Below are 12,408 nucleotides of genomic sequence, written 5' to 3'. Positions count from 1 at the left end.
ACCGAGGTGGTGCCGCGATTCGGGCACGTGAGTGGATCTCGATAGGCTGAGGCCCACATGGTGCCGGGGGCAGGGGCGCGGCGCGTACCGCAAGGAGGATCGAGAAACGATGTCAGGCAACTCGGACCCGCTGTCGCCGCGGGCCAAGCTGGCCGTGACGGCGGGCAAGGCGGCGGCAGCCGTCTCGCGAGCCGCCGGACGCGGCAGCGGATCGGTGATCGGCGGCCGGGTGGCGCTCAAGCTCGACCCCGACCTGCTGGCGAGGCTCGCCACGCACCTGGACGTGATCCTGGTGTCGGCGACCAACGGCAAGACCACGACGACCCGGCTGATCGCGGAGGCACTGCGCGCAGCGGGCCCGGTCGTGTCCAACGCGCTCGGCGCCAACATGCCCGCGGGCATCACGTCGGCGCTCGCCGGGGGGTCGGACGCCAAGTTCGCGGTCATCGAGGTCGACGAGAAGTACCTCGCCGGAGTCGCACGTGACACCGACCCGAAGTGCATCGCGCTGCTGAACCTCTCCCGCGACCAGCTCGACCGGGCCGCGGAGACGCGGATGATGGCCGAGCACTGGCGTGAGGGGCTGGCCGGTTCCAAGGCCGTCGTGGTCGCCAACGCGGACGACCCGCTGGTGGTCTGGGCCGCGTCCTCCTCGCCGAACGTCATGTGGGTGGCGGCCGGTCAGATGTGGAAGGACGACGCCTGGTCCTGCCCGTCCTGCGGCGGTGTGATGCAGCGCCCCGGCGACGACTGGTTCTGCGGCGACTGTGGCTTCCGCCGTCCGACGCCGACCTGGGCCCTGTCCGGGGACCACGTCCTCGACCCGCACGGTTCCGCCTGGCCGATCCACCTCCAGCTGCCGGGCCGCGCCAACAAGGCGAACGCCGCCTCGTCGGCCGCCGTGGCCGCCGTCTTCGGGGTGCCGCCGCAGGTCGCCCTGGAGCGCATGTACCAGGTGCAGGCCGTGGCCGGACGCTACGACGTGGTGCAGTTCATGCAGCGCGACCTGCGTCTGCTGCTCGCCAAGAACCCCGCGGGCTGGCTGGAGACCTTCTCCCTGATCGACCCGCCGCCGACCCCGGTCATCCTGTCGGTGAACGCGCGCGGCGCCGACGGCACCGACACCTCCTGGCTGTGGGACGTCGACTACACCCGCCTGACCGGGCACCCGATCTTCGTTCTCGGCGACCGCAAGCTGGACCTCGCCGTGCGCCTCGAAGTCGCCAACCAGCAGTTCCAGGTCTGCGAGAACCTCGACCAGGCCGTGCAGCTGGCACCGCCCGGACGCATCGAGGTCATCGCGAACTACACCGCATTCCAGGACTTGAGGCGTCGTGTCGGCAACTGAGCCACGGAGGACGAAGAGAATGAGTGACAACAGCCTGCGTCTGGTGTGGATCTATCCGGACCTGCTGAGCACCTACGGCGACCAGGGCAACGCCCTCGTCGTGGAGCGCCGGGCCCGTCAGCGCGGCCTCGACGTGGCCCGCGTCGACGTGCGCAGCGACCAGCCGATCCCCACCTCCGGCGACATCTACCTCATCGGGGGCGGCGAGGACCGGCCGCAGCGGCTCGCCGCGGAGCGGCTGCGCCGCGACGGCGGTCTGCACCGCGCGGTCGGCAACGGCGCGATCGTCTTCTCCGTCTGCGCCGGCTACCAGATCCTCGGGCACGAGTTCATCAACGACCTCGGCCAGCGCGAGCCGGGCCTCGGCCTGCTCGACGTGGTCTCCACGCGTGGCGAGGGCGAGCGGTGCGTCGGCGACGTCCTCGCGGACATCGACCCGCGGCTCGGCCTGCCCCAGCTGACCGGGTTCGAGAACCACCAGGGCGTGACCCACCTCGGGCCCACCGCCCGCCCGTTCGCGAACGTGCGGCTCGGCAAGGGCAACGGCACGGGTGACGGCACCGAGGGCGCGTACAACGACACCGTGTTCGGTACGTACATGCACGGGCCCGTCCTCGCCCGCAATCCGCTGATCGCGGACCTGCTGCTGAAGCTGGCCCTCGACGTCAACGCGCTGCCGCCGATCGACGACCGCTGGTACGAGGCGCTGCGCACCGAGCGCATCGCGTCCGCCCAGCAGCCCGCGTAGCACCTGCCCGCCCGGCGGGCCGGAGGAACCGTTTCTCAAGGAGGAACGGTTCCTCTTCGCGTTTCCCGGGATGACTTCTTCGCGTTTCCCGGAGGATCTCTTCGCGCTTCCCCGGATGACCTCTTCTCGTCTCCCCGAAGGACCGTTTCCGCTTGAGGAGCGGTTCCGCGCGGCCCGTTCCGGAGCCCGTCTGACAGCGCATCCGCACAGGTGAGCGGGTGCGTCCAGCAGGCGGACGCACGGTACGGCCGGGCCCCCTCCCGCCGGTAGGGTGGCGGGGATCCTCGCCGGACAACGTGGTCCGGTCCCCGGCCCACGTTGAGAAGGTATTTCGGGCTATGCGCATTGGTGTCCTCACGTCCGGCGGCGACTGCCCCGGCCTGAACGCCGTCATCCGGTCGGTCGTACACCGCGCCGTCGTCGACCACGGCGACGAGGTCATCGGCTTCCGGGACGGCTGGAAGGGTCTCCTGGAGTGCGACTACCTCAAGCTCGACCTCGACGCGGTGAGCGGAATCCTGGCTCGCGGCGGCACCATGCTCGGCTCCTCCCGGGTCCAGCCCGCGCATCTGCGTGACGGCGTGGAGCGGGCCAAGGGCCACGTCGCGGACCTCGGGCTCGACGCGATCATCCCGATCGGCGGAGAGGGCACGCTGAAGGCGGCCCGTCTGCTGTCGGACGGCGGCCTGCCGATCGTCGGCGTGCCGAAGACCATCGACAACGACATCGCGGTCACGGACGTCACCTTCGGCTTCGACACGGCCGTCGGTGTCGCCACCGAGGCCCTCGACCGGCTGAAGACCACCGCCGAGTCCCACCAGCGCGTGCTGATCGTGGAGGTCATGGGCCGCCACACCGGCTGGATCGCGCTGCACTCCGGCATGGCCGCGGGCGCCCACGCCATCGTCGTACCGGAGCGCCCCTTCGACATCGAGGAGCTGGCCGCGCGGGTCGGCGAGCGCTTCGAGGCGGGCAAGCGGTTCGCCATCGTGGTCGCCGCCGAGGGCGCGAAGCCCCGCGAGGGCTCGATGGAGTACGACGAGGGCGGCAAGGACATCTACGGCCACGAGCGCTTCGCGGGCATCGCCCGGCAGCTCTCCATCGAGCTGGAGGAGCGCCTCGGCAAGGAGGCCCGGCCGGTCATCCTCGGGCATGTGCAGCGCGGCGGAACGCCGACGGCGTACGACCGGGTGCTCGCGACCCGGTTCGGTTGGCACGCCGTGGAGGCCGTGCACCGGGGCGAGTTCGGGAAGATGACCGCACTGCGCGGGACCGACATCGTGATGGTGTCGCTCGCGGAGGCGGTCGAGACCCTGAAGACGGTTCCGGACGAGCGGTACGCCGAGGCGGAGTGCGTGCTCTGAGACGCGGGCAGCCCGAACCGCCCCCGGTCGCAGCAGCGGCCGGGGGCGGTTCTACTCTGGTGCGGACAGACAGCACACAACCTCCCCCAGTGCCTTAAAAGGGCCTGGGAGGTACCACCAGAAACAGGAGCCGGCGGATGGATCACAGCGGGCACGGCATGACCATGGATCTGCCGCCGTTCACGCTGGGGCGGGGGCTCGTGTGGTCCGCGGACCCGTTCTTCCTCGTCGCGTGCCTGCTCGGGCTCGGGCTGTACGGCTGGGGCGTCGTGCGACTCGCGCGGCGCGGCGACGCGTGGTCCTGGGGCCGTACGGCCTCCTTCGTCATCGGCGTACTGACCGTGATGCTCGTCATGTGCACCCGGCTGAACGACTACGGCATGGTCATGTTCAGCGTGCACATGGTGCAGCACATGGTGATCAGCATGCTGTCGCCGATCCTGATCCTGCTCGGGGCGCCGATCACGCTGGCCCTGCGCGCGCTGCCGGTGGCGGCGAAGCGGGGCAGCAAGGGGCCGCGTGAACTGCTGCTGATGTTCCTGCACAGCCGGTACATGCGGATCATCACCCACCCGGCGTTCACCATCCCGCTGTTCATCGCGAGCCTGTACGCGCTGTATTTCTCCCCCGTCTTCGACTTCCTGATGGGCTCCACCGCGGGCCACATCGTGATGATGTGCCACTTCCTCGCCGTCGGGCTGGTGTTCTTCTGGCCGATCATGGGCGTGGACCCGGGCCCGCACCGCCCGGGTTACCTGATGCGGATGCTGGAGCTGTTCGCGGGCATGCCGTTCCACGCGTTCTTCGGCATCGCGCTGATGATGGCCTCGGAGCCGATGGTGGAGGCGTACAAGAATCCGTCGACCTCCCTCGGCATCGACGCGCTCGCCGACCAGACCGCCGCGGGCGGCATCGCCTGGGCGTTCAGCGAGATTCCCTCCGTCCTCGTCCTGCTCGCGCTGCTCTTCCAGTGGTACGGCTCCGAGCAGCGACAGGCCAAGCGCCAGGACCGGGCCGCGGACCGCGACGGCGACAAGGAACTCGAGGCATACAACGCCTATCTGGCCTCCCTCAACGCACGCGGCAACTGAATCAACCGCGGCATTCGCGCTTGCGTGAAAGGCATTTCCCTTCAGTAGCATGGAGACGAAGCTCCGCGCCCGGTCTCCGGATCGCGGGGTCCAGGGGGAAACCGCGAGGGGGAGCGGTCATGACATTTCACGCGTCCATGCGAAGGGCCGGGTTATCGGCGGCCCGCGGGATGGCTCTACTGCTGGTTTCCGTACTGGTAATCAGCGGGTGCAGTAAATCCGATCAATTGTTCGCCATACGTGCCGTGGCCGCAGGGGTTTCCCAGGCCCATCCCTTCTTCGAGGAGGACGGCACACTCGGCAAGGACACCACCGACGCGCGGCGGGCCCGGCCGATCGGCGGGGTGCAGGCCAGCAACAGCCCGGGGTTGTACGGAGGTGCACCCGGCGGCCGCCAGGACACCGGTGGGCAGGGCGGGAGCGGCGGCACACCCCGACCGGACGGGTCCGGTGCGCCCGCCCCCGACTTCGGCGGCTCGGCGCGGCCCGGCACCTGCGCCGTCGGGAAACTCAAGAAGTTCCTCACCGACCCCAAGAACTCCGCCAGGGCACGGGAATGGGCACGCGTGCTGAATATCCGGCCGGCCGAGATCCCCGGATATGTCGATCGACTCACACCCGTGGTACTGCGTCACGACACCCTCGTGACGAATCACGAGTACAAGCACGGCAAGGCCGTCCCCTTCGGCGCGTTGCTCCAGACCGGAATCGCCATTCTGGTCGACCGCCAGGGGCTTCCCGCGGTGAAGTGCTCCTGCGGTAATCCACTGCGTCCGTCCGAGGCGAACATCAAGAAGACCTCGGTGCAGTTCAAGGGCGGAAACAGGAAATGGTCCGGATACCGTCCGGACGGGATCGTCGTCGTCGAGCCGCCACCGGGGAAAGCGCGGATCGACCGGCTCCGGCTCGTGGACGTCGAGAACCCCGACCGGGGGATCACGCGCCCGCTCGGCACGGCGGGCGAGGACGACACCCCCTTCGACCCGCACGCTCGGAAGACCGTGCCGCGGGTGACGGGCCTGACGTTCGCGGAGGCGAGCGGCCGGCTGGCGAACGCGGGACTGGCCCTGGCCTACGACGGCGGCTCCCTGCCCCGGGACGACGTCCGGGTCATCTCCTCCCGGCCGGTCGAGGGCAGCACCCTGGAGTGGGGCGAGTCCGTGACGCTGTCCTTCGTCTCCGACACCGACCACGCCGAGGCCCCGGACACACCCGAGGACACCGGTGGGCCGACATCGAGCCCGGACCGGTCCGGCACGGGACCGGGTGAAACCACCACGGGGGCCACGACAGGTACCAGCGCGGGCGAGACAAGCACAGGCGCAACCACGACAGGTACCACCGCGGGCGACAGCAGCACGGGCGAAACAGGCACAGGGGTCACCGCGGGCGACAGCGGCACGGGCGGAACCAGCGCGGGCGAAACCACGACGGGCGAAACCACGACGGGTGCCACCACCGGCGAGACCAGTGCGGGCGAGACCAGTGTGGGCGCCGGCACTACAGGTGAGACCGGCGCAGGCACCAGCACCACTGGCGCGACCACCGCGGGTGAAGCCGACGCCGGAGCGACCACCGCGGGCGAGACGGGCGGCGGCGCCACCGCCACCGGCCAGACCGCCACCGGTCAGACCACTGCCGGTCCCATCGGCCCCACCACCCGAGGGACCGGCGACACCGGCGCCGGTGAGTCCGGTTCGGTCGATTCCGGTGGGGGCGATTCCGGTGAGGTCGATGACTCCGTCGGACCGTCCTCACCCGACGAGGGAGCGACCTGATGATGGGAGCACCTCAGTCCGGCGTGGGCCGGATCATCGCCGGCCGGTATCTGCTCGTGGACCAGGTCGGATCGGGCGGGATGGGGCATGTGTGGCTCGCGCGCGACCAACGGCTCGACTGCGACGTCGCGCTCAAGGAGATCAGGTTCAGTGCCATCCCGGAGAGCGGTGCGGAGCACGAGTCCCGGACGGCGCGGGCCCGCGCCGAGGCCCGGCACGCGGCGGTCCTGCGCGGACACCCGCACGTCGTCACGGTCCACGACGTCCTGGAGCACGAGGGCCTGCCATGGATCGTGATGGAGTACGTGGCGGGCGCCGAGGATCTGCGGGACTGGCTCGCCGGGCGCGGCCCGCTGGCCCCCGACGCATGTGCTCGTATCGGTCTCGCCGTCCTTGACGCCCTGACCGCCGGGCACGAGCGCGGGATCATGCACCGGGACGTGAAGCCCGCCAACATCCTGCTCGCCCCGGACCGCACCGGGAGCCCGGGGGCCCGCGTTCTCCTCACCGACTACGGGATATCGGTCCAGCCCGACTCCCTGGAGACCCGCTGGACCCAGACGTCCGCACTGGTGGGCACCGCCGGATATCTGGCCCCGGAACGGGCCACGGGCGGTCCGCCGACCACCGCGGCCGACCTGTTCTCGCTGGGCTGCACCCTGTACTTCGGGGTGGAGGGCCACGGACCGTTCGACCGGGACACCGACCTAGAGGCGCTCACCGCCGTGGTTCTGGAGGAGGCTCCACCACCGCGGCGGGCCGGTGCCCTGCGACCGGTCGTCGAGGCGCTGCTCGTCAAGGATCCGGCCTCACGGCTCTCCGCGGAGGACACGGCGTCGGCGCTGGCCCGGATCCTCACCCCGCAGCCCCATCCGCCGACCCGTCTCGACACGGGCTCGCGGCCACCGTGGTCGGGACTCGTCACGTCCGACGGGTCCCCGTGGGTGTCCGGCCCGGCGGGAGACCGGAGCCGGGCCCTGCCGGGCGCGTATCCGGCGCCGGGTGGCGCCACGGGGTGCCGCCCGGCCCAGGACCGGGGCCCGGCGGCACCCGGTGGCCACCCTCCCACCGCGCCCGCCGCCCCGGCCGCCCCCGCCCCGGATCCGTACCCGGCGACGGCCCAGGGGCCGGGCCCGTACGCACCCACGGGCCACGCTCACGGCCCCTACGCACTCACCGGCCGTGCCCATGGCGCGTACCCACCGCCACCGCGGCACGGGTTCGACCGTTCGGAGCCGGGTGGGCCTCAGCCGGGGCACGGCCGGGGCTTCGGACCGCCCTGGACCGGGGCGCCTTCCGCCCCGGTCCCCGGACCCCCCGGGAGGCGACGGCGACAGCGGCCACGCGCCCTGCAGGCCGTGGTCGCGGGGCTGCTCGCGCTCGGCCTGGCGGCCGGGGTGGTCTGGTACGCGGGCGCGCACCAGGCGGCGGCGCTGCCGTACGGCGAGGTGGTCGGGCTCACCGAACCCCTCCACCGGGGCGACTGTGTCTACGGTGATCCGTCCCTCTCGAAGTCGGCCGCCGTGCCACGACTGCGGCTGGACACCAGCTGCCACGACCGGAGCCCCGACGCGCAGGTCATGGCGGTGATCAAGGCGCCCTCCTTCGAGGCGGCCCGCCACGACGGCTCGCGCCGGTGCGAGGAGAAGACCGAGGGCACGGCCGGCAAGCTCGCCTGGAACGTCAGGAGCATGGCCGTCGTGCCCACCCGGGAGGGCTTCGCCACCACGGGCGGCACCGTCGCCTGTCTGCTCGCGGGCCGGCACGGGCCGGTGTTCGGGCCGCTCGGGGAACTCCGTCCTTACGGGATGACGTTCACGGACGCCACGCAGATGCAGCGGGACGACTGTCTGGGCCATGTGGGCGGCGAGGCGCGGGTCAGTACGCACTTCGAGCTGGTCGCCTGCGACAAGGAGCATCAGGGAAAGGTCGTCGAGATCACCCACCTGAGCGTGTACCGGCCCGGGACGGACGCGTTGGAGCAGGCGAACGACCAGTGCGCGGTCGACGCGCCACCGGAGCGGTACGGCTACGACTCCACCACGCACTGGAGTCATGGCTTGCGCAGTACGGGTGTGTGGGCCCGGCCGTACTACCTGGTGATCTGCTCGATCGAGGAAGGCCGACGACCGCCGCGGGGAGCGCTGTAGTCCCCGGGGCTCTGGCGAACCTCCTCCCTCCGGGTGAAAATGGCCCCAAAGGCCACGGCCCGCGTCGCGGACCCGCCTGGAGGAGGGTGTTGCGATGCCCGGTACGACGAAGACGATGGGGGTGCTCACCGTGGGCGGGCTCGTCATGGTGACGGCCTACACGGTGGCGCTGGGCAGTAACGGCTGGCTGTGGTTCGGCTGGGTCGTGCTCGGCCTGATCACGCTGGGGATGGTGGCCTCACGCAGCGCCTGAGCCCGGCCCACCGCTCGGGCCGCGCAGTCCCCGGGTACCCCGGCCCACTGCTCCGGCCGCGCAGTCCCCGGGTACCCCGCCCGCCGTCGCGGCCGATGGTCCGCAAGGCCCCGGCCCGCAGCCTCGGCCCCTCCCGTCCCCCTCCCCCGGCCCGGGACCGCCGTCCGCGCCGGTCATGGTCACGGTCGGCGTGCCGCCGAGTGCACGCCCGGCTGGTATTTGGGGAGCCGGGCGGTGATCTTCATTCCCGCTCCCACCGCGGTCTCGATGACGAGGCCGTGATCGTCCCCGTACACCTGGCGCAGCCGTTCGTCGACGTTGGAGAGCCCGATCCCCCCGGAGGGGCTGACCTCTCCGGACAGGATGCGGCGCAGCCGTTCGGGATCCATGCCGGTGCCGTTGTCCTCGATGACGACCAGTGCCTCGGCGCCCGCGTCCTGCGCGGTGATGCTGATGTGGCTCTTGTCGGTCTTGCCCTCCAGGCCGTGCTTGACGGCGTTCTCCACCAGGGGCTGAAGGCAGAGGAAGGGCAGCGCGACCGGCAGTACCTCGGGGGCTATCTGCAGGGTGACGGACAGCCGTTCGCCGAAGCGGGCCCGGACGAGCGCCAAGTAGTGATCGATGGCGTGGAGTTCGTCGGCGAGGGTGGTGAAGTCGCCGTGCCTGCGGAACGAGTAGCGGGTGAAGTCGGCGAACTCCAGCAGGAGTTCACGGGCGCGCTCCGGGTCGGTGCGGACGAACGAGGCGATCACGGCCAGCGAGTTGAAAATGAAGTGCGGGGATATCTGGGCGCGAAGTGCCTTGATCTCGGCCTCGATCAGCCGCGTCCGGGACTGGTCGAGGTCGGCGAGCTCCAACTGGACGGAGACCCAGCGCGCGACCTCGCCCGCCGCGCGTACGAGGACGGCCGACTCGCGGGGCGCGCAGGCGACGAGCGCTCCGTGCACCCGTTCGTCGACGGTGAGCGGTGCGACGACGGCCCAGCGCAGCGGGCAGTCGGGCTCGTCGCAGGTCAGCCGGAAGGCCTCGCCGCGGCCGGTCTCCAGCGGGCCGCCGAGCCGTTCCATGATCTCGGTGCGGTGGTGGGCCCCGACACCGTCCCAGACGAGGACCGTCTCCTGGTCCGTGAGGCACAGCGCGTCCGTGCCGAGCAGGGTGCGCAGCCGCCGGGCGGACCGGCGGGCCGTCTCCTCGGTGAGTCCCGCGCGGAGCGGGGGCGCGGCCAGCGAGGCGGTGTGCAGGGTCTGGAAGGTGGCGTGCTCGACCGGCGTGCCGAGCCCGCCGAGGCTCTCGGGCCGCGCGGTGCGCCTGCCGAGCCAGAACCCGGCTGCCAGCAGGGGGAGTACGGCGACACAGAGCCCGGCGAGGAACCCGCTCACCCGGTCACCTCCTTCGCCCGCGAGGCCGCGCCCGTACAGCCGTCCGGGCGACCGCCGACATCCACGGACGGCCGATCCTGCCGCACCCCCGGCAGGTACCCCTCACCTGGCACCCTGTTGGCCGAATCCCTCATACCCCGGACTCCTTCGCGCCCGCGGCCGCGCTCGCTGTTCCGCTCACCGCCGCGCGGACCTGGCCGTCCGTGAGTTCCTCCGGGAGGTGGAAGCGGGCCAGGATCGCCGCCGTCCCGGGGGGTACTCGGGTGGCGGTGGCCAGGGACACCAGCACCATGGTCACAAAGCTGAGCGGCACCGACCAGAGCGCCGGCCAGGCGAGCAGCGCGTGCAGGGGGCCCGTACCCGGATAGCCGGCCATGGTCGCGCCGACGGCGACGAGTGCCGCGCCGCCGCCGACGAGCATTCCGGCGGCCGCCCCCGGCGGGGTGAGCCGCCGCCACCAGATGCCCAGCACCAGCAGCGGGCAGAAGGAGGAGGCGGACACGGCGAACGCGAGCCCCACCGCGTCGGCGACGGGCAGTCCGCCCACCAGCACGCTCGCGGCGAGCGGCACGGCCATCGCCAGCACGGTGCCGAGCCGGAAGTGCCGTACGCCGCGGGAGGGCAGCACGTCCTGGGTGAGCACGCCCGCGACCGCCATCGTCAGCCCGGACGCGGTCGACAGGAACGCGGCGAAGGCGCCGCCCGCGACGAGCGCCCCGAGGAGGTCCGCGCCGACTCCGCCGATCATCCGGTCGGGCAGCAGGAGTACGGCGGCGTCCGCGTCGCCGGTGAGGCTGAGTTCGGGGGCGTACAGGCGGCCCAGCGCTCCGTAGACGGGCGGCAGGAGGTAGAAGGCGCCGATCAGGCCGAGGACGGCGACGGTGGTGCGGCGGGCGGCGACGCCGTGCGGGCTGGTGTAGAAGCGGACGACGACGTGGGGCAGTCCCATGGTGCCGAGGAAGGTGGCGAGGATCAGCCCGTAGGTGGCGTACAGCGGGCGTTCCTCCCGTCCGGCGGCCAGCGAGGTCGACAGGGCGCCGTTGCTGCCGCGGTCGGCCGCCGGGACCGGGTCGCCCTGAGCGAAGGTCAGCCGGGTGCCGCGCTCGATGTGGTGGGTGCCCGGCGGGAGCCGGACGCGGGTGTCCTCGTACCGGCGGCCGTCGACGGTGCCCGTCGCGGTGACGGTCAGCGGCCGGGACAGCTTCAGGTCGAGCGTGGCGTCGACCTGGACGAGGCGCTGTTCGCGGAAGGTCGGGGGTTCGTCGAAGGCGTCGCGGGGGGCGCCGTGGGACTGCCAGGCGAGGATCAGGAAGAGCGCGGGGACCAGCAGGGCGGTGAGCTTGAGCCAGTACTGGAAGGCCTGTACGAAGGTGATGCTGCGCATGCCGCCCGCGGCGACCGTGGCCACCACGACGGCGGCGACGAGCACCCCGCCGAACCAGTCGGGCGCGTCGGTCAGCACCGCCAGCGTCAGCCCCGCGCCCTGCAGTTGGGGCAGCAGATAGAGCCAGCCGACACCGACGACGAACGCCCCGGCGAGCCGCCTGACGGCCTGGGAGCCGAGCCGGGCCTCCGCGAAGTCCGGCAGCGTGTAGGCGCCGGAGCGGCGCAGTGGAGCCGCGACGAAGAGGAGCAGGACGAGATAGCCGGCGGTGTAGCCGACGGGGTACCAGAGCATGTCGGGGCCCTGGACGAGGACCAGGCCGGCGATGCCCAGGAAGGAGGCGGCGGAGAGGTATTCGCCGCTGATCGCGGCCGCGTTGAGCCGGGGGCCGACGGTGCGCGAGGCGACGTAGAAGTCGGAGGTGGTCCGGGATATGCGCAGCCCGAAGGCGCCGACCAGGACGGTCGCGACGACGACGAGGGCGACCGCGGGAACGGAGTAGTTCTCGTTCACGGTTCAGCGGTCCTCGACCAGGCGCACGAAGTCCTTCTCGTTGCGCTCGGCCCGCCGTACGTACCAGCGGGCGAGCAGCACCAGCGGCGGGTACACGCAGAAGCCGAGGACGGCCCATTCCAGGGTCGCGCCGTCCGGCATCGCGGCGAAGACCAGCGGCAGCGGTCCGACGAGCAGCACCAGAACGGCGAACACCGTGATCGCCACGCGGAGTTGGCTGCGCATCAGGGACCGCACATAGGTGTGGCCGAGGGTGGTCTGTTCGTCGATCTCGGTCCTCGGCCGGTAGTGGCCGGACGCCTGGGGGTACCGCCCGCGCGAGCGAAGCCGAGCGTGCGGGAGGGTGCGCCGGGGCGCTCCGGTGACGACCACGCGGCGTTCGGTGGGGTCCTGCGGCACG

General features: G+C 71.8%; 10 protein-coding genes. 7 read left to right on the top strand and 3 right to left on the bottom strand.

Features of this window, described 5'->3' with window-relative positions; genetic code table 11:
- The first annotated feature begins 109 nt into the window (after positions 1–109).
- From ACFWBT_RS16150 to ACFWBT_RS16120, 7 genes are all read left to right on the top strand, one after another.
- Positions 110–1,348, top strand: coding sequence for a MurT ligase domain-containing protein (locus tag ACFWBT_RS16150; RefSeq protein WP_356463265.1), 1,239 nt, complete (start codon positions 110–112; stop codon positions 1,346–1,348).
- 19 nt (positions 1,349–1,367) lie between these two features.
- The gene (locus tag ACFWBT_RS16145; RefSeq protein WP_385700369.1) at positions 1,368–2,096 is read left to right on the top strand and encodes a type 1 glutamine amidotransferase; all 729 of its coding nucleotides are present in this window, start codon (positions 1,368–1,370) and stop codon (positions 2,094–2,096) included.
- Positions 2,097–2,434: 338 nt separating this feature from the next.
- Complete coding sequence (locus ACFWBT_RS16140) at positions 2,435–3,460, top strand: 6-phosphofructokinase (RefSeq protein WP_266756011.1); 1,026 nt, start codon at positions 2,435–2,437, stop codon at positions 3,458–3,460.
- A 137-nt stretch (positions 3,461–3,597) separates the two neighbouring features.
- Entirely contained in the window at positions 3,598–4,551 is a 954-nt protein-coding gene (locus ACFWBT_RS16135) for a cytochrome c oxidase assembly protein (RefSeq protein ID WP_385700366.1), read from the top strand.
- Positions 4,552–4,796: 245 nt separating this feature from the next.
- On the top strand, positions 4,797–6,329 hold the full coding sequence (locus ACFWBT_RS16130; RefSeq protein WP_385700363.1) for a DUF6777 domain-containing protein: 1,533 nt from the start codon (positions 4,797–4,799) through the stop codon (positions 6,327–6,329).
- Complete coding sequence (locus ACFWBT_RS16125; protein ID WP_385700360.1) at positions 6,329–8,479, top strand: protein kinase; 2,151 nt, start codon at positions 6,329–6,331, stop codon at positions 8,477–8,479. Before ACFWBT_RS16130 ends, ACFWBT_RS16125 begins: the two co-directional genes overlap by 1 nt.
- Before the next feature lie 94 nt (positions 8,480–8,573).
- A complete protein-coding gene (locus ACFWBT_RS16120) occupies positions 8,574–8,732 on the top strand; it encodes a hypothetical protein (RefSeq protein ID WP_351535053.1) in 159 nt (52 codons plus the stop codon).
- Positions 8,733–8,911: 179 nt separating this feature from the next.
- Here the strand turns inward: ACFWBT_RS16120 and ACFWBT_RS16115 are convergent, their stop codons facing one another.
- From ACFWBT_RS16115 to ACFWBT_RS16105, 3 genes are all read right to left on the bottom strand, one after another.
- The gene (locus ACFWBT_RS16115) at positions 8,912–10,111 is read right to left on the bottom strand and encodes a sensor histidine kinase (RefSeq protein ID WP_385700357.1); all 1,200 of its coding nucleotides are present in this window, start codon (positions 10,109–10,111) and stop codon (positions 8,912–8,914) included.
- A 130-nt stretch (positions 10,112–10,241) separates the two neighbouring features.
- Positions 10,242–12,008: a cation acetate symporter gene (locus ACFWBT_RS16110; protein WP_385700355.1), complete on the bottom strand. Its 1,767-nt coding sequence runs from the start codon at positions 12,006–12,008 to the stop codon at positions 10,242–10,244.
- Positions 12,009–12,011: 3 nt separating this feature from the next.
- The gene (locus ACFWBT_RS16105) at positions 12,012–12,407 is read right to left on the bottom strand and encodes a hypothetical protein (RefSeq protein WP_385700352.1); all 396 of its coding nucleotides are present in this window, start codon (positions 12,405–12,407) and stop codon (positions 12,012–12,014) included.
- Position 12,408: the final 1 nt, after the last annotated feature.

The organism is Streptomyces sp. NPDC060027 (assembly GCF_042737005.1).
In the GTDB taxonomy this organism is placed as follows: Bacteria; Actinomycetota; Actinomycetes; order Streptomycetales; family Streptomycetaceae; genus Streptomyces.
Note: the sequence above shows the minus strand (reverse complement) of the source record. Positions and strands in the feature narration are given on the sequence as shown.